The sequence below is a fragment of the Acinetobacter sp. YH12086 genome (genome assembly GCF_013419345.1).
Lineage (GTDB): Bacteria > Pseudomonadota > Gammaproteobacteria > Pseudomonadales > Moraxellaceae > Acinetobacter > Acinetobacter amyesii.
In genome coordinates this window covers 25,574-45,429 of record NZ_VPAF01000018.1, presented here as the reverse complement: position 1 = coordinate 45,429, position 19,856 = coordinate 25,574, and the positions used below count along the sequence as shown (strand labels likewise).

The following is a 19,856-nucleotide window of genomic DNA, read 5'->3' as shown; positions in this document are numbered from 1 at the left end:
AGTATTTTGCAATATTTAAACTGTTATATGTATGCAAAATATTGGAAGCTACTTCACTAAAGTCGAAACTTTAAAGTTTTTTTAAATCATTTCTGTTAGTGATATGATACCAATGAGGCGAAGCGGAGCAAAAGCGCAGGTGCAAATTTCACATAAATCATTTCGAAACATTGGGTTGATTGGTCGTCCAGACAAATCATCAGTGATCGAAACCCTATGTTTGATCCACGATCATATTTTGAGTTTGGGATTACATCCTGTATTTGATACGCAAACAGCGCAGCTGGTTCCCTATAATAATACTCAGACGGTCAGCCGTAATTTATTGGGTGAGGTCGTCGATTTGGTGATCGTAGTCGGCGGTGATGGTTCATTGCTTCATGCTGCACGTGCCTTGGTGAAATACAATACTCCTGTGATTGGGGTGAACCGTGGTCGTTTGGGCTTCCTGACCGATATCAAACCGACAGAAGTGATTTTCAAGTTAGATCAAGTGCTCAAAGGTGAGTTTCAGCTAGACCGACGTTTCTTGTTGGAAATGGAAATTCGCTCGAAAGGTGAGTCGATTTATGATGCCGTGGCTTTAAATGATATTGTGCTGCATTCAGGTAAATCGGTACATATGATCGACTTTGAACTGAATATCGATGGCCAATATGTGTACCGCCAACACAGTGACGGTTTAATTGTTTCCACGCCAACCGGCTCTACAGCTTATGCATTATCTGGTGGTGGGCCGATTGTCCACCCAAGTATGGATGCGATTGCCTTAGTGCCAATGCATCCACATACTTTGTCGTCACGTCCGATTGTTGTGGGCGGACAAAGCGAAATTAAAATTTTGATTCGTGAAAATCGTGTTCTACCAATGGTCAGTGCCGATGGTCAACACAGTGTATCATTGGGTGTAGGCGATAGTTTACATATCCGCAAACATCCATTTAAGCTCAACTTATTACATCCACCTGGTTATGACTTCTATATGGCATGTCGTACCAAGCTAGGCTGGAACCAAGATTTTGACTCATTAAAGCAGGATTAATTATGAATATTGAACAGATGCTTGCCGTACTCGATCCTGAAATTGTTGGTCGATTAAAAACGGCAATTGAAATTGGTAAATGGCCAAATGGTGTAGCGCTGACTCAAGAACAACGTCAGATTTGTATGCAAGCGGTTTATGCATGGGAAATTAAACATTTGCCAGAAGATGAGCGTAGTGGTTATATTGACCGTGGGACCAAAGAAGAAGATGAGCATTGCGACTCGCATGTGGAAGAACCTGAGTTCAAGCCGATTCGTTTCGTTTAATCCTTTTTCTTTTTGATTGAAAAAGCCAGCTCAATGCTGGCTTTTTATTGGCTTGATGCATGCCTAGATTTATTTCTTCATATCTGCTTATTTAAGCGTGACGATTTGCCCACATGGTTTTGGCAGTTTGCATGGCTTCATCAAAACTTGCGACTGCACCCATGGTATATAGTGCGATTCCCATGGTTTCGGTGACTGCGATTTCACCATATTCATGTGTCTGCTGACCGTCCCAAACGGCTTTAAAAACGGCCAAATCAAGTTCTTCTTCGACTGGACTACGGTTGTCCGTCAGTTTAGGCAACTCATGTTCATACATTTCACCATCCTTGATACCACAAATTAATGTTTTTGCATCGGGGTTACGTTCGAATTCACCACCTTCACCCTTAATGACAGCACTATTTTGATAACCCAATTGAAATGCCGCACGTTGGTGTGATCCACGATAGGCTGGATGGAAAATAGCTTGCATGGTGGCTTTGGCATTAAATGGATTTATCAGACGCGCAAGGGTGTGAATTGGGGAACGTAAACCCATCACATTGCGTAGTGAAATTAAATCACTGAGTATTGGTGAAATGACGTCGAGCGGAATATAAGCAAAATGACGTTGTATTAGTTGCTGTTCCACATCTGTATCATTTTGGCAAATAGGAAAACCCAAATACTCTAATACTTGTTCTGTATAAAGGCGGTTAATGGTATGACCTGAAGCGCCATGCATTACGACATTGTAGCCGTGTTTTGCTAGCGTTAATGCTGCTAATAAAAACCATGGATAATGTTTGCGTTTACCTGCATAAGATGACCAATCTAAATCGACATCTAGCTTTTTAAACTTGAGTTGATCACGTGTAGCTTGGACGAAGCCTGTAAGTTCATCGACTGACTCTTCTTTTACACGCAATAACATCAAGAAAGCGCCCAATTGAACGTCCAAAACCTCATCTTTTAAGATCATGCTGAACGCTTGGTAGGCTTCATCATAAGTGAGCGAACGTGCGCCATTTTTACCTTTACCCACGATACGGACAAATTGCGCAAAAGGATGTTCAAAATCTTTGTAAATATTTCGTTTATTGTTCATGCAAATACGGGGCTTAAAATTAGGACTTAAGGGTAGTTTACTTCTATAGTTGGTATTTTTCAGCCTGATAATGGGCGTAAAAAATGCAGTCTTTAGACTATAGTCTAATGATCTCGGTCTATTATTTAACCGAAATTAACATTTGTGGCAGAACAAGCCATTAAAAAACAGGTAAAATTTAACCTACTTTAGTATGTGTTTCATCTCCTGATCAATGCACTGATTCTATATCAGGTCCTGATGTGATTATTTAATCACCATACATATTTCGTTTTTCTGTATTTGGCTAAGTCAAATACCTTTGGTGCTCTTTTGTCGAAGACAAAGGGGTTTTGGGCTGTTTATTTTTTGAAAATAGACAAAAACTGAATATTTCTTTGAAGCAGAAATATATCGTGAAGTAATGTCATGGCTAAAAAACCAATTTATAAGTCACTATATTTTCAAGTGATCGTTGCCATTATTGCGGGTGTATTGGTGGGTCATTTCTCACCAAGTGGTACGCAAATCATCAATGGTACCGAGCAATACGTAAAAGGCTGGGGTGAATTGTTCTATCCACTAGGACAAGGTTTCATTAAGCTAATTAAAATGATTATTGCACCTGTGATCTTCTGTACCGTAGTGAGTGGTATTGCAGGCATGGAAAGCATGAAATCTGTGGGTAAAACAGGTGGGGTCGCTTTACTATACTTCGAAATCGTTTCGACCATCGCACTCATTATTGGTCTTGCAGTGATTAATATTGCAAAACCAGGTGTAGGCATGAACGTAGATCCAGCATCTTTAGATACTGCAGGTATTTCTAAATATGTTGAATCTGGTGCAGCACAATCTACACAAGAATTCTTTATGAATATCATCCCAAACACCGTTGTTGGTGCGTTTGCTGAGGGTGAAATTCTTCAAGTTCTATTATTTGCCTTATTATTTGGTTTTGCTTTGCATAAACTTGGTGATGCAGGTAAGCCTGTATTGAAGTTTATTGATCAAATTGCACATGTATTCTTTAACATTGTAAACATGATCATGAAGCTTGCACCAATTGGTGCTTTCGGTGCGATGGCTTATACCATTGGTAAATATGGTATTGGTAGTTTGGCACAATTGGGTCAATTGATCATCTGCTTCTATATCACATGTTTGCTGTTTATTTTCATTATACTTGGCTCAATTGCACGTATTTGCGGTTTCAGTATTTTGAAAATGATTCGCATGATTCGCGAAGAGTTACTGATCGTACTGGGTACGTCATCTTCTGAATCTGTACTGCCACGTATGTTGAGAAAACTCGAACTTGCTGGTGCAGAAAAATCTGTAGTGGGTCTTGTTATTCCAACAGGTTATTCATTTAACCTAGATGGTACGTCTATTTACCTGACCATGGCAGCAATCTTTATTGCACAAGCGACCAATACACCGCTTGATATTTCGCATCAGATCACGTTGTTGTTGGTTCTACTCATTTCATCTAAGGGTGCTGCGGGTGTGACGGGTTCAGGCTTTATTGTGATGGCTGCAACATTGTCTGCTGTGGGTCATATTCCTGTTGCAGGTTTGGCATTAATTCTTGGTATTGACCGTTTCATGTCAGAAGCACGTGCATTAACCAACCTTGTAGGTAACTCTTTGGCAACGATTGTGGTTGCGAAATGGGTGGGTCAATTAGACAAAGAAAAACTGGATTTTGCTTTGGCAAACCCTGAAGAAATTGACCGTCAGATGCAAGAAGAAGGCAATGCACATCATGCATAACGCTGATGCTGTGATGTAAAAGATGTAATTAAAAAGGAAGCTTCGGCTTCCTTTTTTAATGCAAGGTCAAAGCCAAATTTGAACGCTTTAGTTTTTAGGCATGACGGCTGTTCTAAACTGCAATAGGATGGAGCTCAACAAAATAACAAACTCAACCAAGGAAGAAACACATGCTAGCTTATGATGCAGACTTAGAATTATTTCGAGATAACTTTCGCCGCTTTATGGCAGAGCATGTTGCACCACATTATGAGCAATGGGAACGTGAAGGCATTATGCCGCGTTCAGTATGGAATGCTTTGGGTGAAAATGGCTTTTTATGTGTGGATGTGCCTGAAGAATATGGCGGCTATGGCGTTCCAACGCATTATTCACTGATGCTAGTCGAAGAATCTGCGCGAGCAGGTTTTAGTGCATTATCGACAGGTATTTCATGCCATTCTGAAATTGCAGCGCCTTATATTTTGCACATTGGTTCAGAAGAACAAAAACAATATTGGTTACCGAAAATGGTCACAGGTGAAGTGGTCGGTGCTATTGGTATGACAGAGCCGGGAGCAGGTTCGGACTTGCAGTCTATGCGTAGTAGTGCAATTTTGCAGGGTGATCATTATCTGCTCAATGGTTCGAAAACTTTTATCTCAAATGGTCAACATGCAGACCTTGTGGTATTGGCCGCGAAAACAGATCCACAAGCACGTGCCAAAGGCGTGTCATTACTTTTAGTCGATACACATTTGGATGGATTTAAGAAAGGTACCAACCTCGACAAAATTGGTCTGCATGCGCAAGATACTTCAGAGTTGTTTTATGACAACGTCAAAGTGCCAAAAGAGCAACTTTTGGGTCAAGCTGGACAAGGCTTTGCTTACTTGATGCAAGAGTTACCGCGTGAACGTACCGCAATTGCCTCGACTGCAATTGGTGCGATTCGCGGTTCCATTGATGTGGCAACGCAGTATGTTAAAGAGCGACAAGCGTTCGGACAGGCGATCGGACAGTTCCAAAATACTCGTTTTGTCTTGGCACAGGCTAAGATTGACGAATTGGCTACAGCGGCATTTTATAATCAAAATGTTGAACTTTATATGCAAGGCAAACTTGATGTTGAAACTGCAGCAGCACTCAAGAGCTTTTCTACCGATATGCAAATGAAAGTGGCCCATAATCTACTTCAATTATTTGGTGGCTATGGTTATATGACGGAATATCCAATTTCACGTTTCTTTGTCGATGCACGTATTCAGCAAATCTACGGTGGCACCAATGAAATTATGAAAGAAATCGTGGCACGAAGTATTTTAGGTCGATAAACAAATTATCAGGCTGAAATTAAAATAGCGAAGTGATGACTTCGCTATTTTTTTAAGATGTCTTTCTATAGATTTGCGTGTTTGAATTAGATTATGCGGTTGAGTGTAAGTGAATATTTTGAAACCTATGATAATGACGGTTGCCCCAAAACTTGCAGACAGACTTCGATAAATTCAGGCGTATCTAAAGTACTGCGAGATGATATATACAGGTTATTATCATTCACGACCGATTGATCCGACACCATCACACCTGCGTTTAGTAAAGCAGATTTCAGCGTTTCAGATTGGGCGAAATGACGACCTTGTATGACACCAGCTTCTAATAACAACTGTGGACCATGGCAACTGCTCAAGATCGGCTTTTGGCTATCTGCAAAATTACGTACAAAATAGATAAAACGGTCATCTAAAGAGAGTTTCTCTGGGGAATAACCGCCGGGAATAAATAAGGCATCAAAATCATGTACAGAGGCGTCGTCGATACTCTGGTCAATGGTGATCTGGGAACGGCGTTTAATACCGTAAACAATTTTTCCAACCTGATCTTCGATATTGATAATGCTGTGCCGAGCGGCTCGAAAGGCCTCCACAGGCTCAAGGTATTCAATATCTTCAAAATCGTAGGTCACTAACACTGCAATTTTCTTGTGCATACTTGTACCTATGGGTCTGTTATTTTTTTTCTGATATTTAGACTACAAAGCAATGAAAAAAATTACCTGTGTCTTTTGTAATAAATGCGTCAATGACTGTAAACACTAGATGAAAGTGCCTATTAAGTCACTGAAAAAACGATCAATGACCAAGTGTTTATATAGATCATCTTTAAGTTTCAAATTATTTCTATGCCATGAAACCCAAGTTTAGAATTTTTTATTTTGCTACAGGTATTGAGAGCAAAATTTAAAACTGCAATGACCAATGAAATAAACTGATTGATGGGCTTATACAAGGGGATGGATCTGATGCAAATTTGGAGGAAAAGAGAAGTTCTATTTATTGTGCTGCTCAAGATGAATGATCAATAAAGCCGTCAAAAGGTAAGATTTGCCTTAATTATGGCTTTACCTATCAGTTTGGCTGTTTTGGCTCTTAAGTTAAGCTGATGAAGCTTTAATCAACTGTATGTTTTTAAGGCTGAAACCATCAAAGTCGTATTGCGCAACATTTGAAAGCTAACTATTGTTATACTGTTTGCAAAATTTTTTTGAAGGGCGACATAACAATGATCAACGATGATCAAAACACTCCGACTTCTCTGGACTTAGCTCAAATTCGTGAAGATATCGACTCTGTTGATATGCAGATTCAACAACTTATCAATCGTCGTGCGAAACTAGCAGAAGCTGTGGCAAAAGCAAAATTTGCTGCAGAAGAGAATCCATTGTTTTATCGTCCTGAACGTGAAGCGCAAGTTTTACGTAAAGTTATGGATCGTAACGAAGGCCCATTGTCTGATGTGACAATGGCACGTTTATTCCGTGAGATCATGTCGGCTTGTTTAGCCCTGGAAGCGCCGCAAAGTATTGCGTTTTTAGGTCCAGTCGGAACTTATACGCATTCGGCTGTTTTAAAACATTTCGGTCAAGACGCTGTTGTTCGCCCTCTTCCAACGATTGATGAAGTATTCCGCGAAGTAGAAGCAGGCAGTGCGCACTATGGTCTTGTGCCTGTAGAGAACTCATCTGAAGGTGTAGTGAACCATACCCTAGATTGCTTCAAATCTTCACATCTGAATGTTATTGGTGAAGTGGAGCTGCGTATTCATCACCAATTCTTAGTGTCTGAAAACACACGTAAAGACAGCATTAAACAAATTTATGCTCATCAACAAACTTTGGCGCAATGCCGTGGTTGGTTAGATGCTCATTATCCAGGTGTAGAACGTGTTGCACTCAGTTCAAATGCAGAAGCTGCACGCCGTATTCGCAATGAATGGCACTCAGCAGCAATTGCTTCTGAAGTCGCTGCGAACATTTACAACCTTGAAATTTTGCATAGCAATATTGAAGACAATCCTGAAAATACTACTCGTTTCTTGGTGATTGGTCGTGAGAAAGTACCGCAATCGGGCAATGATAAAACTTCATTGTTGATTTCTGCGCATGACCGTGCAGGGGCGTTGCTTGAAATTCTTGCACCATTTGCAAAACACAATATCAGTTTGACCAGTATTGAAACACGTCCTGCCTTGCCTGAAAAATGGGCCTATGTTTTCTTTGTTGACCTTGAAGGCCATGTAGAACAAGACAATGTCAAAGCAGCGATTGAAGAAATTCGTCCATTGGTTAAAGAAATTCGTGTATTGGGTTCATATCCGATTGCTGTTCTTTAAGATCACAACTGTGATCAATTCCATCACGAGTTGATCACCTTCATCATTTGAAAAAACTGGAAGTGTAAAATGACGTTTGTCCCAGCCAATGAAGGCATTGCAAAGCTAAAGCCTTACCAACCAGGTAAACCAATTAGTGAACTTGAGCGTGAGTTGGGTATTACAGATATCGTAAAACTCGCATCAAATGAAAACCCATTGGGTTGTTCTGACAAAGTGAAAGAAGCGGTTGCTGCTGAACTTGCAGAAATTGGTCGATATCCGGATGGTGGCGGTTTTATTTTGAAAGACCAAGTTGAAAAACAATTTGGTATTGCACATGACCGCATTACGTTGGGTAATGGTTCAAACGATCTTCTAGAAATTTTCGCTCGTGCTTTTGTTTCAGAGCAAGACTCTGTGGTGTATAGCCAACACGCATTTGCTGTGTATGGTCTGGTGACTCAAGCGATTAATGCTGAAGCGATTGAAGTGCCTGCAAAAGGTTTTTCACATGACCTAGATGCAATGGCTGCGGCAATTAAAGACAATACTAAATTGATTTTTATTGCGAACCCAAATAATCCAACAGGTACATGGTTTGAAGAAGCTGAATTTGAAGCGTTCATGCAAAAAGTACCTGCAAATGTGATCGTGGTTTTAGATGAAGCTTATGTGGAATATTTCCCAGAAAACTTCAACAGCTTGAAATTCTTAGATCAATACGCAAACTTAATCGTTAGCCGTACCATGTCAAAATGCTATGGCTTGGCTGCGCTACGTGTTGGTTTTGCTTTGGCTTCAGTTGAAGTGACGGATTTCCTCAATCGTATTCGTCAACCATTTAACGTGAACCATCTTGCGATGGTGGCTGCAGTTGCTGCACTTAAAGATGAAGCGTTTATTGAAAAATCACGCGTAGTGAACAAAGCGGGTATGGCTCAACTTGAGTCAGGCTTTGATGCTTTAGGTTTAGCGTATGTGCCTTCACGTGCCAACTTCATTTTAGTAAATGTAAAAGCAGATCCTGCACAGACTTTCAATGCTTTATTAAAAGAAGGTGTGATTGTTCGTCCAGTTGGTATCCCCGAGCATTTACGTGTATCAATTGGGACTGAAGCTGAAAATGCTAAATTCTTAGCGGCATTGGCTAAAGTTTTGGGCTTAGAGGCTAAAGCTTAAGTCATGTCTGTACCACTATTTGAAAAAGTTGCTTTTATTGGGCTTGGGCTAATTGGCTCAAGCCTAGCTCGTGTCATGATTGCTGAAGGATTGGCTAAGGAAATTGTGGCATCTACGCGTTCACAAAAAACTCTAGAAGATGCAAAAGCTTTAGGACTTATTCAGCAGGGTTATAGCGATCCTGCTGAAGCGGTCAAAGGTGCAGATCTCGTTGTCTTGGCTTTACCTGTACGAGCGACACAAAAAGTCCTTGAAGCGATCAAGCCTTATCTATCCGAACAGACGATTATTACCGATGTTGGTAGTACCAAAGGCAATGTCGTTGATGCAGCGAAAGCCGTCTATGGTGAGCAATTACCTACTGGTTTTGTACCGGGGCATCCGATTGCTGGGGCTGAACTGACAGGTGTGCATGCAGGTAAGGTAGATTTATTTGCTAATCACAAAGTGATTTTGACACCATTACCTAGCAGTGCAGATTGGGCTGTAGAGAAACTAATTCAATTGTGGCAAGCTGCCAAAGCGGAAGTAATTTGCATGGATGTGGAAAAACACGATGAAGTGTTGGCCCATACCAGTCACCTTCCGCATTTGATGGCATTTAACTTGGTTGAGCAACTCGCGAACCGAGAAGACAATTTAGATATTTTCCGTTATGCCGCTGGCGGTTTTCGTGATTTCTCACGCATTGCTGCAAGCGACCCACATATGTGGCATGACATCTTTTTTGCCAATAAAAAGGCAATTTTAAATGCGGTAGATGGCTTTGAAAAACAATTGGCTATTCTTCGCAAACTGATTGAAGATGAAAACTCACAAGCGTTGATGGGGCTGTTGGGGCATGCACAAGCAGCACGCCAACATTTCAATCACATGCTCGCAAAGAAACCACTGATGGAGAAAAATAAAGTGACGACACAGCAATTCAAAATTTTACCGGGTCCAAAGCAATTCCAAGGTAAATTTACTGTGCCAGGTGATAAATCTGTGTCACATCGCTCTATCATGTTTGGTGCTATTGCAGAAGGCACAACGCATGTCACTGGTTTCCTTGAAGGTGAAGATGCCTTGGCAACCCTTCAAGCATTCCGCGATATGGGTGTAAGTATTGAAGGCCCTAAAAACGGCGAAGTCACTATTCATGGTGTAGGTATGCATGGTTTAAAAGCACCTGCAGGCGCTTTGTATATGGGCAATTCAGGTACTTCAATGCGTTTGCTTTCAGGCATGTTGTCGGCACAGAAGTTTGATTCAGTGATGACGGGGGATGCGTCATTATCAAAACGTCCAATGGAACGTATTGCCAAACCATTACGTGAAATGGGTGCGCAAATTCAAACTACAGGTGAGCGTGGTACGCCGCCCGTGTCTATTTCCGGAAGTCAAAACCTGAAAGGTATTCACTACGACTTACCAATGGCATCTGCACAAGTAAAATCTGGTATTTTGTTGGCAGGTCTTTGGGCGGAAGGTGAAACGGTTGTCACTGAGCCAGAACCGACACGTGACCATTCTGAACGTATGCTTCGTGCATTTGGTTATGACGTGAAAACAGAAGGCAACCGCATTTCACTTCGAGGTGGCGGCAAGTTAGTCGGTACGGATATCCAAGTACCCTCTGACATTTCATCTGCAGCATTCTTTATGGTGGGTGCAGCGATTACTGAAGGTTCAGATGTCACACTTGAAGCGGTCGGCATTAATCCAACACGTACAGGTGTGATCGAAATTTTAAAACAGATGGGTGCTGACCTGACTGTTGAAAATGAACGTATCGCTGGCGGTGAGCCGATTGCAGATATTCGTATTCGTGGTTCACGTACACTCAAAGGCATTCATATGCCAGAAGATCAAGTACCATTGGCGATTGATGAATTTCCAGCACTGTTTATCGCAGCGGCTTGTGCAGAAGGTCAAACCATTTTGACTGGTGCAGCTGAACTTCGAGTGAAAGAATCAGACCGTATTCAAGTGATGGCAGATGGCCTAAAAATTATGGGTATCGATTGTACGCCAACCGAGGACGGCATTATCATTGAAGGTCAAGGCAAAGCGGGTGAGTGGGGGGCAATCTTCACAGGTGGTCAAATCGAATCACATCATGACCACCGTATTGCAATGAGCTTCTCAATGGCAGGTTTACGTACTTCGGGTGAAATTAATATCGTGGGTACAGAAACTGTTGCGACCAGCTTCCCGACATTTACAGAGCTAGCGACTCAAGCCGGTTTAACGATTTCGGTAAGTGAATAAATAATTCACTAAATTTGTATATTTATTCAACAACAGCCAAGCAAATGCTTGGCTGTTTGGTTTTAATTGCTTATGCTAAAACCATACAACAAGAATGTCTTTGGATAGATACATGAGAAAACTACAATTCACCGCGCATAGCGAGTCAAATCGAGTTGAAAGCAGTGCTGATACGCAAACTCAGGTTGCTGAATTATTGGCAAATAAATTAGAGCGTTATGGCTTTCAAACGTTATCGCAAAGTGGTGATCAGATTGCAGTCAGTGTCGATCAACATGAATTGCCACTTTCAGTGACATGTCAGGGGCAGGATGAATCAGGTCGTCTAGTCTGTGAAATTACCTCTTATCCAGATGAAGACCAAGATTGGTTAGATCGTATTACTGAGCAAAGTTTATTGAATCAATTGGCTCAAGCGGTCGAAAACAGTTTAAAAGAAGAAGACTCGTATAGTGAGTTTCAATGGAAACAAATGAGGAAATGAACTGAAAAATTGAATTAAAAATCATCTATCAAAAAGCAGCATAGCGCTGCTTTTTTTATTTTTTAACGGAATGTATTGAACAACGTTATAGACATTCAATATTGATAGGATTAATAGTTCGATTGCTCTTTTTCACATAGTCACACATTTTTTCTGACTCTTGTTCATTGAGTCCCCAAAACACGATCACACCACGTTGATCAGTCAATTTGCTATCGCTAAGGTAAATATAATGAGTGTCATGATATTTTTTATCGAGCATATCTTTATATTTTTGATCGGTAAAAGATGAACAAGACGAAATTTCAGCTTCTTTACACACCGAGTCACTTGAACAGCGTTGCTTAAAGGTTGAAATCATATTCATGGTGTCAGTGCTGTTGAGTTGGGCTTCACACACTTGGCTGTTGGGAAAGTCATAGACCATCTTTAAGCTAAAATCACGACCATCGACATTCATCTTGTATGATGCAGTCAAATAGGCTTTGGGACCATCGTTCACAGCAACCGTAGACGCTGGCAAATTTGTCGTTGTGGATGGGGTTGAATTAAAATAATAAACCAAAGCTGCAATGCCTAGACTTAAAATCACAGCAACAATAAATTTCATTTTTCCCTCTAAATTTTATGTTCATTTTTCTGGGTATTATTTCTGCAGTTGGTCATATAAACAAGTAAGTAATTGGTTTTTCGATAAAAAAATATTGCGTAATAAAAATTAAACTAGCGACGAATTAGGTCATTACATGTTGAATAGATAATGATGGCCAATGCACTAAAAAGATGGATAAATCGAAGTGCTGTAGGTGAATTTATCTGAAATATTGGTGGGGAATAGAGCGGTCACTAGGCAAAAAAATGAGCCAGTTAAGCTGACTCATTTTTGGTATTGTTTATACTAAAAAGCGTGAAATCGCAATACGAAGCTGTTTGAGATAACCCGTAAAGAAGTGGTTTGCACCTGGCAAAACCGTGATTAAATGGCGCTGTGGTTTGGCCCATTGAATCAAGTCAGATAACAGTGTGACATTATCTTCTTCACCATGAATAAATAAAATATCACCCTTAATATGTGGTGTCACATAGTGACGTACACCTGCAACTGTTGTGGTTGGTAGACCGCATAAAATAGTCTGTACAGGCTGTAATTCTACAGGCAAAAGGGCATAGCATTTAGTCATGACATTTGCACCGAAACTAAAACCGCCTGCATAAAATGGCAGGTTCGGATGTTGGTTGCGAGCAAATTCAATGACTTGCATAGTGTCTTTAGTTTCACCATTGCCTTCGTCATGTATTCCTGCACTTTGGCCAGAACCACGGAAACTTGGGCGATAGACAACATAGCCACGTTCTAAGAACATTTGCGCTAAAAGCACAGGTACTTTGTGCTGTGGTGTGCCACCTTGCAATGGGTGAGGGTGTGTAACTACCGCGAATCCTTTCACTTCACCCTGTGGATAATCAACAAAAATTTCAAGCTGACCAACAGGCCCTTGAATGAACAGTTGTTCTGACATAATGACTAAAATGTGAAAGCGGGAGAGTAGCATAGTTTACAGATTATGTTTATCAAAAACACAGATTGGATTTGAAAATACTCTACTGTTATAGTTTGTTTAATTAAAAATTAATCAGGATGTTTATGCTCGCTTTAATTTCTCCAGCAAAAACTTTAGATTACGAAACCCCTTTACCGACTGAAAAATTCACTCAACCACGGCTATTAGATCATTCTGAAGAATTAATCTCAGTCGCACGTAAATTGTCGGTAAGTGAAATTTCAAGCTTGATGAGTGTCAGTGAGAAAATTGCGACTTTAAATGTTGAGCGCTTCCGAGATTGGCAGCCTGATTTTGATTTTGCCAATGCACGCCAAGCAATCTTTGCCTTTAAAGGTGATGTATATACCGGTTTAGATGCTTATAAACTTACAAACTCAGACCTTGAATATGCACAAACCCATTTGCGTATGCTCTCAGGTCTCTATGGTTTATTGCGTCCGCTTGATTTAATGATGCCATATCGTTTAGAGATGGGGACCAAGCTGCAAAATCCACGTGGACATAACCTATACGAGTTTTGGGACAATACCATCACCAATCTCATCAATGACGATTTGGAAAAAGCCGGCTCTGAACTTTTGGTCAACATTGCTTCAGATGAATACTATAAGTCGGTCAAAGAATCAAAAATCAAAGCCGAAATCATCAAGCCTGTTTTTCTCGATCAAAAGAACGGCAAATATAAAGTCATCAGCTTCTATGCCAAAAAAGCACGTGGCCTAATGGCGCGTTATTTGTTGGAAAATAAAATTGAACGTATTGAAGATATCAAGTCGTTTAATACCGATGGATATTATTTCGATGCTGAGAGTAGCTTAAAGGGCGAATTGGTCTTTAAGCGAGATGAGCAACAAGCCGCTTAAGTTCAAGATTGAAAATTTTGAATCTGTAAAAAATATGAATAGCCGCTGTTTTTAAGTCAGCGGCTTTTTTATCTTCTTCACTCGGGATGTAACGGTGGGCCTGTGAAATTGATCGTGCTTTAAATTTCGTATATGAAATGATCTACAATTTGAGGCTTTTTGAGGAAAAAGGATTTAAAAAACATTCAGCGATTATCTTGTCTATCAGTCTAAAATATATTACAAAGTTAACATTGATCGAACAAATAGCTTATTAAATGACTTAATAAGATATAAAATTGTGAAATACTTCACTTTTTTGTTTAAGTTTTTTGTTATTATAGCCAAATATTTAAACATGAATAAAATTTTGTTATGAAAAAAATACTGATACCAATTTTTATACTCAGCATTGTGTTCTTAGGGTTTAGTGTTTATAAAAATGCAGAGTTAAAGCGACAGCAAGAAATTAATCAGGTGTTCAATGATGATTTGAGCGCATCACCTTATCTGCGCTAAAAACAATTAATCTTGCTGCTTTTGAATTGAGCTCAAGCATGATCTTGAAGAGTTCGTCTAAATATTGATATTTTATTTTTATATATAATAATTTGAAACTTTATAAAGAAAACAATGTCTTAAATTTACTAAATTGAAAAGCGATGAAAATGTGGAAACATTAAAAAATCAATGTGTTATAATTTGCCGAAATTAATTTGATCAGTATTTATTGATATTAAATACGAATTAAATGACATAAATAGAGGAGCTGCATAGGTTTATGCAGCTTTTTTGTTTGCAAATTTCAACATTTGTACTGTGTTGTATGCTGTTGAAAATAGGATTTTTTAAAGCCTACAATCTGCCGAATTGGCATATTCGTTGCTTAGGCATACACAAAATTAATGATGAATACATCACATGATTAATTTTGTGGAATGCTTATATGCATAAAGTTTACTTCATAGGGGCTAGGTCATGACGACTCCTAATCCATCTTCCGAGAACATGCTTGAACGTCTGTTTAAACTGAGCGAAAACAAAACCAGTTTCAAAACAGAAGTCATTGCAGGTGTAACTACTTTTTTGACAATGTGTTACATCATTATTGTCAATCCAATGATTTTGTCCGAAACGGGTATGGATCATGGTGCTGTTTTTGTCGCAACCTGTTTAGCAGCAGCCATTGGCTGTTTGGTGATGGGTCTTGTTGCTAACTATCCAATTGCCTTAGCACCCGGTATGGGCTTAAACGCTTACTTTACCTATTCTGTATGTTTGGGTATGGGCGTGGAATGGCAAACTGCTTTAGCAGCTGTTTTTGTCTCTGGCCTTGTTTTTATCGCTATCAGCATGTTCAAAATCCGTGAAGCGATTGTCAATGCGATTCCAATGTCGCTTAAACTGGCGATCGGCGGCGGTATTGGTTTATTCCTTGCGCTGGTTTCTTTGAAAAATGCCGGCATTATTGTTGATAACCCTGCAACACTGGTTAGTCTGGGTGATTTAAAACAGCCGTCTGTCTTGTTAGCTTTACTTGGCTTCTTGATGGTTGTGGTTATGCATCACTTCAAAGTACGTGGTGCAATCATCATCAGTATTTTGGTGATTACTGCAATTTCAACCCTGCTGGGCTTCAACGAATTTAAAGGTGTTGTGGGTGCTATTCCTTCAATCGCTCCAACATTCATGCAAATGAACTTCGAAGGTCTATTCACCGCAAGTTTGATTGGCGTGATCTTTGTATTCTTCTTGGTCGATTTATTTGATTCTACAGGTACATTGGTCGGTGTATCACACCGTGCAGGTTTATTAAAAGACGGTAAATTACCACGTTTGAAGAAAGCATTATTTGCTGACTCATCTGCAATTGTTGCGGGTGCGGCATTGGGTACGTCATCAACTACGCCTTATATTGAATCATCAGCAGGTGTTGCTGCCGGTGGTCGTACAGGTTTAACTGCAGTTGTAGTTGCTGTATTGTTTATTTTGGCATTGTTCTTAGCACCACTTGCTCAGTCAGTACCAGGTTTTGCAACTGCGCCAGCATTGTTGTTTGTCGGTGTGTTGATGATTCAAGGTATCGTTCATATTGAGTGGGATGATATTACTGAAGCAGTCCCTGCATTCTTGACAATTGTATTTATGCCGTTTACCTATTCAATTGCAGACGGTATTGCAATGGGCTTCATTAGCTATGCATTGGTTAAATTGCTTACAGGTAAGGCGAAAACTGTACCATATATGGTCTGGATTATTGCTGCACTTTGGGCATTAAAATTTGCTGCATTTGGCGGTTAATACTGTCAAATAGCGAAAGGGTGTAAACTCCGTTTGCACCCTTTTTTATTTTTATGAGGATAAAAGATGGATCAACTTGAGCTGATTCGCGCTTTGCCAAAAGCAGAGCTACATGTGCATATTGAAGGGACATTTGAGCCTGAACTCATGTTTGCAATTGCCCAACGCAACAATATTGCAATTCCTTATCAGTCAGTCGAAGAATTAAAAGAAGCGTATAACTTTCATAATTTACAGTCTTTTTTAGACATTTATTATGCAGGTGCAAATGTACTGATTCATGAGCAAGATTTTTATGATTTAGCATGGGCATATTTAGAAAAATGTGCAGAAGATCATGTGGTTCATACTGAAATGTTCTTCGACCCACAAACTCATACAGATCGTGGCGTTGCTTTTGAAACTGTTTTGAATGGCTTACAACGCGCTTGTAATGATGCCAAAGTAAAACTGGGCATTAGCTCACATCTGATTATGTGCTTCTTACGTCATTTATCTGAAGACGCAGCATTTGCAACTCTAGATCAAGCTTTGCCATATAAAGATCAAATTATTGGTGTCGGTTTAGATTCGAGTGAAGTGGGTCATCCACCATCAAAATTCGAACGTGTTTTTGCAAAAGCACGTGAATCAGGTTTTCTTATCGTTGCGCATGCAGGGGAAGAAGGTCCAGCAGAATACGTATGGGAAGCCTTGGATCTACTGAAAGTAAATCGTGTTGACCATGGTGTACGTTCAGAAGAAGATCCAGCCTTAATGCAGCGTTTAATTGCAGAGAAAATGCCATTAACCGTTTGCCCGCTGAGTAATTTAAAACTTTGTGTTGTGAATGATATGGCTGATCATAATATTCGCCGACTATTGCAACAAGGTGTGCATGTGACCGTCAATTCAGATGATCCATCTTATTTTGGTGGCTATATGAATGATAACTTTATTGCGATCACCAAAGCACTTGATTTAAGCAATGCAGAGTTAAAGCAACTGGCAATTAACTCTTTTGAAGCATCATTTATTTCAGATGCGGAAAAACAAACTTGGATTAAAAAGATTGAAGCGTTGAATTAATAATCAGCGTATAATCTCAGGCAGTGAATATTCACTGCCTTTTTTATGTTTAAATCATGCTTTTCTCTCATTCAAATCGCTCTATATTTGCCTCATCGATTACATTTTTAGCCGCAGTATTGATTTCATCCGCTGCTAGTGCAGATAAATCAAGTTTAAGTCAGCGTATGCTAAAGCCTGTGATTGAATATCAATGCTCGCAAGAGTTAAATAGTTCTAAAATTTGGAAAGGTGCTGCGTTGTTTATGAGTGCTCAACAGAAAAAAGACAATCAAGCTGCGATTTGTCAGTGCGTGAGTGAGCATGCTATGGATGATATCGGTGCAAAAGATCTGATGACTGCTGCAGTGAATGAAACTGAAAAGAATAAACTGATATCTAAAGCGGTTTTGAATAGTATGCGCGGCTGTGCTCAGCAAGTGCTGAATTAAAAGATGATGCTCAAAATAAAAGCCACATGATGTGGCTTTTATTTTGTCTTTATTAGGGTTTTGGTTGTCGTGTCATGCTTTTGAGCACATGGTCTTTATCAATAAAATGATGTTTCAGTGCTGCCAAAATATGACCGACTAAGAGCAAGCCTGCTGCCCAAGAAATCCAAATATGTAGCGGTTTCACGATGGCAAGTAATTCAGGATTATCTTGGACCAAGCGTGGTATTTCAAACAAATACAGGACAGGGGCCGGGTGACCTGCGCTCCAACTAAATAAGCAACCTGTAATAGGTAAAGCCAGTAGTACAAAATAAAGTGCTAAATGACCCAAATGTGCCAAGGTTTTCATGCCGGAGGACATGTTGTCAGGTAAATCTGGAGCGGGGTGGGTATAGCGCCAAAAGATTCGTATCACCACCAGAAAAATAATCGTAGTAGCAATATTTTTATGGAGGGTAATGACTTGCCCTTTAAAGCTGCCATCGACGTCATAACTCAGAAAATTACCACTATAAAAGCCAATTAACCATGCCACGATGAATATGATCGCCATCAGCCAATGTAAGACCTGAGCTGTTCGAGTGTAGTATTGTGTGTTATTGCTCATGTTGATTATTTAAGCGTCCAATCTTATGCAGATTCTAATACAGACCACAAAAATATGCGTCGTTTAAAATCGGGACACTGTGTTGTGAATATGCAACACAGGCTTTGATGATTAACTACACAACTACCGAATTTATTTTAAATAGTCATATCAGATGGTGTGTGATTTGGGGCACAATATGCGCGTTAATTAACAGAACAAAGGAAATATTCGTGAAAAAATTAGTTGCTGTTCTAGCGCCATTAGCGCTTGTACTTTCTGCATGTGCTGCGACTGGTACAACAGGTACAAGTACATCTACAGGTACAACTTCAGCAAACAGCTTGGCAATGATGGCTGTTAAAGTGGGTGTTCAAGCGAAATGCGTGACTGAGCTAAATAACAACAGCTACTGGAAAACAGGTTCAAAACTATTAACAGAAACTCAAAAATCTGAACTACAAACTGAAGTGTGTTCATGTGTAGGCGAGAAAGCGACAACTAGCGTGACTGCAACGGATTTGGTTGTAGCAGCAATGGATAAAACTTCACAAGCAAATCTTGCGGCTAAAATTGTGACAAATACTTTAAATGCTTGCGTGATCGAAACATTTAAAAACTGAGATTTAGAACAATTTATACGACCCAGACATTGGTATTGCTGAGTATTAGCAAATCCAAATTAAGGGTCGTATTTTATTTTGAGTGAGAGATATATGAAAATTGCTGGTGCAGATGAAGCGGGTCGCGGTCCATTGGTGGGTTCGGTTGTTGCGGCAGCTGTCATTTTAGATCCAAATAACCCGATTGAAGGTTTAAATGATTCTAAGAAACTCACTGAAAAAAAACGTGAAAAGTTATTTATTGAGATTCAAGAAAAAGCCTTGGCTTGGGCGATTGCTGAAAGTTCTGCACAAGAAATTGATGAGATCAATATTTTGCAAGCATCATTACTTGCAATGCGTCGTGCAGTGGAAAAACTCAGTGTGCAGCCAGAACACGTATTGGTAGATGGTAATAAAGTCCCAACCGGTTTAGCGATGAGCTGTGATGCTGTGGTAGGCGGAGATGCGATTCATCCTGAAATTTCGGCTGCGAGTATTTTGGCAAAAGTGACTCGAGACCACGCAATGGTTGAGCTAGATGCAAAATATCCACAGTATGGTTTTGCGAAACACAAGGGCTATCCAACCAAAGCGCACTTCGAAGCGATTGCGCAGTATGGGGTGATTGATGAACATCGCCGCAGTTTTGGTCCCGTACGTAAAGTTCTAGAAGGGCAGTAATAAAGCTTAGTTGAACGTCTATAGTAAAAGCATGTTCTAGATAAATTTAAAGCGGCCTAATGAGCCGCT

At 40.0% G+C, this 19,856-nt stretch carries 19 protein-coding genes; 14 read left to right on the top strand and 5 right to left on the bottom strand.

Annotated features, from left to right (window positions below):
* Nucleotides 1-103 precede the first annotated feature (103 nt).
* Both FTU29_RS15105 and FTU29_RS15100 read left to right on the top strand, forming a co-directional pair.
* Nucleotides 104-1,042 carry an NAD(+) kinase gene (locus FTU29_RS15105; RefSeq protein WP_078189100.1) on the top strand — a complete coding sequence of 313 codons (939 nt, stop codon included), beginning with the start codon at nt 104-106 and terminating at the stop codon, nt 1,040-1,042.
* Nucleotides 1,043-1,044: 2 nt separating this feature from the next.
* On the top strand, nt 1,045-1,311 hold the full coding sequence (locus FTU29_RS15100) for a YeaC family protein (protein ID WP_078189099.1): 267 nt from the start codon (nt 1,045-1,047) through the stop codon (nt 1,309-1,311).
* Nucleotides 1,312-1,402: 91 nt separating this feature from the next.
* Here the strand turns inward: FTU29_RS15100 and FTU29_RS15095 are convergent, their stop codons facing one another.
* Nucleotides 1,403-2,401: a glycosyl transferase family protein gene (locus FTU29_RS15095; protein ID WP_180077535.1), complete on the bottom strand. Its 999-nt coding sequence runs from the start codon at nt 2,399-2,401 to the stop codon at nt 1,403-1,405.
* A 408-nt stretch (nt 2,402-2,809) separates the two neighbouring features.
* On the opposite strand from FTU29_RS15095, the gene FTU29_RS15090 reads away from it, so the two are divergent.
* Both FTU29_RS15090 and FTU29_RS15085 read left to right on the top strand, forming a co-directional pair.
* Entirely contained in the window at nt 2,810-4,156 is a 1,347-nt protein-coding gene (locus FTU29_RS15090) for a dicarboxylate/amino acid:cation symporter (protein WP_180122647.1), read from the top strand.
* A 170-nt stretch (nt 4,157-4,326) separates the two neighbouring features.
* Nucleotides 4,327-5,469 (top strand): acyl-CoA dehydrogenase family protein, encoded by a 1,143-nt coding sequence (locus tag FTU29_RS15085; protein WP_180020843.1) that lies wholly within the window; start codon nt 4,327-4,329, stop codon nt 5,467-5,469.
* A gap of 125 nt (nt 5,470-5,594) precedes the next feature.
* Here FTU29_RS15085 and FTU29_RS15080 read toward each other — a convergent pair whose 3' ends face one another.
* On the bottom strand, nt 5,595-6,125 hold the full coding sequence (locus FTU29_RS15080; RefSeq protein WP_180122645.1) for a DJ-1/PfpI family protein: 531 nt from the start codon (nt 6,123-6,125) through the stop codon (nt 5,595-5,597).
* Nucleotides 6,126-6,697: 572 nt separating this feature from the next.
* Between FTU29_RS15080 and pheA the strand changes: the two genes are divergently transcribed.
* The 4 genes from pheA to FTU29_RS15060 all read left to right on the top strand — a co-directional run bounded on the left by pheA (nt 6,698) and on the right by FTU29_RS15060 (nt 11,705).
* Nucleotides 6,698-7,807 (top strand): prephenate dehydratase, encoded by a 1,110-nt coding sequence (gene pheA, locus FTU29_RS15075; protein WP_180077541.1) that lies wholly within the window; start codon nt 6,698-6,700, stop codon nt 7,805-7,807.
* 69 nt (nt 7,808-7,876) lie between these two features.
* Nucleotides 7,877-8,968, top strand: a complete 1,092-nt coding sequence (gene hisC / locus FTU29_RS15070; protein ID WP_078189092.1) for a histidinol-phosphate transaminase — start codon at nt 7,877-7,879, stop codon at nt 8,966-8,968.
* A gap of 3 nt (nt 8,969-8,971) precedes the next feature.
* Entirely contained in the window at nt 8,972-11,221 is a 2,250-nt protein-coding gene (locus FTU29_RS15065) for a bifunctional prephenate dehydrogenase/3-phosphoshikimate 1-carboxyvinyltransferase (protein ID WP_180122643.1), read from the top strand.
* 112 nt (nt 11,222-11,333) lie between these two features.
* Entirely contained in the window at nt 11,334-11,705 is a 372-nt protein-coding gene (locus FTU29_RS15060; protein ID WP_180122641.1) for a hypothetical protein, read from the top strand.
* Between the two features lie 85 nt (nt 11,706-11,790).
* On the opposite strand, the gene FTU29_RS15055 is transcribed toward FTU29_RS15060, so the two are convergent.
* Both FTU29_RS15055 and FTU29_RS15050 read right to left on the bottom strand, forming a co-directional pair.
* Nucleotides 11,791-12,315 carry a hypothetical protein gene (locus FTU29_RS15055; RefSeq protein ID WP_180122639.1) on the bottom strand — a complete coding sequence of 175 codons (525 nt, stop codon included), beginning with the start codon at nt 12,313-12,315 and terminating at the stop codon, nt 11,791-11,793.
* Between the two features lie 283 nt (nt 12,316-12,598).
* Nucleotides 12,599-13,225: an alpha/beta hydrolase gene (locus tag FTU29_RS15050; RefSeq protein ID WP_111885325.1), complete on the bottom strand. Its 627-nt coding sequence runs from the start codon at nt 13,223-13,225 to the stop codon at nt 12,599-12,601.
* A gap of 125 nt (nt 13,226-13,350) precedes the next feature.
* Between FTU29_RS15050 and yaaA the strand changes: the two genes are divergently transcribed.
* The 4 genes from yaaA to FTU29_RS15030 all read left to right on the top strand — a co-directional run bounded on the left by yaaA (nt 13,351) and on the right by FTU29_RS15030 (nt 17,912).
* Nucleotides 13,351-14,133 (top strand): peroxide stress protein YaaA, encoded by a 783-nt coding sequence (gene yaaA / locus FTU29_RS15045; protein ID WP_180122637.1) that lies wholly within the window; start codon nt 13,351-13,353, stop codon nt 14,131-14,133.
* Nucleotides 14,134-15,090: 957 nt separating this feature from the next.
* Nucleotides 15,091-16,413 carry an NCS2 family permease gene (locus FTU29_RS15040; RefSeq protein ID WP_111885323.1) on the top strand — a complete coding sequence of 441 codons (1,323 nt, stop codon included), beginning with the start codon at nt 15,091-15,093 and terminating at the stop codon, nt 16,411-16,413.
* 66 nt (nt 16,414-16,479) lie between these two features.
* Nucleotides 16,480-17,481 (top strand): adenosine deaminase, encoded by a 1,002-nt coding sequence (locus FTU29_RS15035; protein WP_180122635.1) that lies wholly within the window; start codon nt 16,480-16,482, stop codon nt 17,479-17,481.
* 56 nt (nt 17,482-17,537) lie between these two features.
* Nucleotides 17,538-17,912 (top strand): hypothetical protein, encoded by a 375-nt coding sequence (locus tag FTU29_RS15030; RefSeq protein WP_111885321.1) that lies wholly within the window; start codon nt 17,538-17,540, stop codon nt 17,910-17,912.
* A 52-nt stretch (nt 17,913-17,964) separates the two neighbouring features.
* Here FTU29_RS15030 and FTU29_RS15025 read toward each other — a convergent pair whose 3' ends face one another.
* Nucleotides 17,965-18,522, bottom strand: coding sequence for a cytochrome b (locus tag FTU29_RS15025; RefSeq protein WP_078189083.1), 558 nt, complete (start codon nt 18,520-18,522; stop codon nt 17,965-17,967).
* 212 nt (nt 18,523-18,734) lie between these two features.
* Between FTU29_RS15025 and FTU29_RS15020 the strand changes: the two genes are divergently transcribed.
* Together FTU29_RS15020 and rnhB are read left to right on the top strand one after the other, a co-directional pair.
* Complete coding sequence (locus FTU29_RS15020) at nt 18,735-19,124, top strand: hypothetical protein (protein ID WP_078189082.1); 390 nt, start codon at nt 18,735-18,737, stop codon at nt 19,122-19,124.
* Nucleotides 19,125-19,217: 93 nt separating this feature from the next.
* Nucleotides 19,218-19,787, top strand: coding sequence for a ribonuclease HII (gene rnhB / locus FTU29_RS15015; RefSeq protein ID WP_180122633.1), 570 nt, complete (start codon nt 19,218-19,220; stop codon nt 19,785-19,787).
* Nucleotides 19,788-19,856: the final 69 nt, after the last annotated feature.

What these genes read in the sequence shown, in the direction of transcription:
- FTU29_RS15105 (WP_078189100.1), top strand. Translation starts at nt 104, where the DNA reads ATGATACCAATGAGGCGAAGCGGAGCAAAAGCGCAGGTGCAAATTTCA.
- FTU29_RS15100 (WP_078189099.1), top strand. Translation starts at nt 1,045, where the DNA reads ATGAATATTGAACAGATGCTTGCCGTACTCGATCCTGAAATTGTTGGT.
- FTU29_RS15095 (WP_180077535.1), bottom strand. Translation starts at nt 2,401, where the DNA reads ATGAACAATAAACGAAATATTTACAAAGATTTTGAACATCCTTTTGCG.
- FTU29_RS15090 (WP_180122647.1), top strand. Translation starts at nt 2,810, where the DNA reads ATGGCTAAAAAACCAATTTATAAGTCACTATATTTTCAAGTGATCGTT.
- FTU29_RS15085 (WP_180020843.1), top strand. Translation starts at nt 4,327, where the DNA reads ATGCTAGCTTATGATGCAGACTTAGAATTATTTCGAGATAACTTTCGC.
- FTU29_RS15080 (WP_180122645.1), bottom strand. Translation starts at nt 6,125, where the DNA reads ATGCACAAGAAAATTGCAGTGTTAGTGACCTACGATTTTGAAGATATT.
- pheA (WP_180077541.1), top strand. Translation starts at nt 6,698, where the DNA reads ATGATCAACGATGATCAAAACACTCCGACTTCTCTGGACTTAGCTCAA.
- hisC (WP_078189092.1), top strand. Translation starts at nt 7,877, where the DNA reads ATGACGTTTGTCCCAGCCAATGAAGGCATTGCAAAGCTAAAGCCTTAC.
- FTU29_RS15065 (WP_180122643.1), top strand. Translation starts at nt 8,972, where the DNA reads ATGTCTGTACCACTATTTGAAAAAGTTGCTTTTATTGGGCTTGGGCTA.
- FTU29_RS15060 (WP_180122641.1), top strand. Translation starts at nt 11,334, where the DNA reads ATGAGAAAACTACAATTCACCGCGCATAGCGAGTCAAATCGAGTTGAA.
- FTU29_RS15055 (WP_180122639.1), bottom strand. Translation starts at nt 12,315, where the DNA reads ATGAAATTTATTGTTGCTGTGATTTTAAGTCTAGGCATTGCAGCTTTG.
- FTU29_RS15050 (WP_111885325.1), bottom strand. Translation starts at nt 13,225, where the DNA reads ATGTCAGAACAACTGTTCATTCAAGGGCCTGTTGGTCAGCTTGAAATT.
- yaaA (WP_180122637.1), top strand. Translation starts at nt 13,351, where the DNA reads ATGCTCGCTTTAATTTCTCCAGCAAAAACTTTAGATTACGAAACCCCT.
- FTU29_RS15040 (WP_111885323.1), top strand. Translation starts at nt 15,091, where the DNA reads ATGACGACTCCTAATCCATCTTCCGAGAACATGCTTGAACGTCTGTTT.
- FTU29_RS15035 (WP_180122635.1), top strand. Translation starts at nt 16,480, where the DNA reads ATGGATCAACTTGAGCTGATTCGCGCTTTGCCAAAAGCAGAGCTACAT.
- FTU29_RS15030 (WP_111885321.1), top strand. Translation starts at nt 17,538, where the DNA reads ATGCTTTTCTCTCATTCAAATCGCTCTATATTTGCCTCATCGATTACA.
- FTU29_RS15025 (WP_078189083.1), bottom strand. Translation starts at nt 18,522, where the DNA reads ATGAGCAATAACACACAATACTACACTCGAACAGCTCAGGTCTTACAT.
- rnhB (WP_180122633.1), top strand. Translation starts at nt 19,218, where the DNA reads ATGAAAATTGCTGGTGCAGATGAAGCGGGTCGCGGTCCATTGGTGGGT.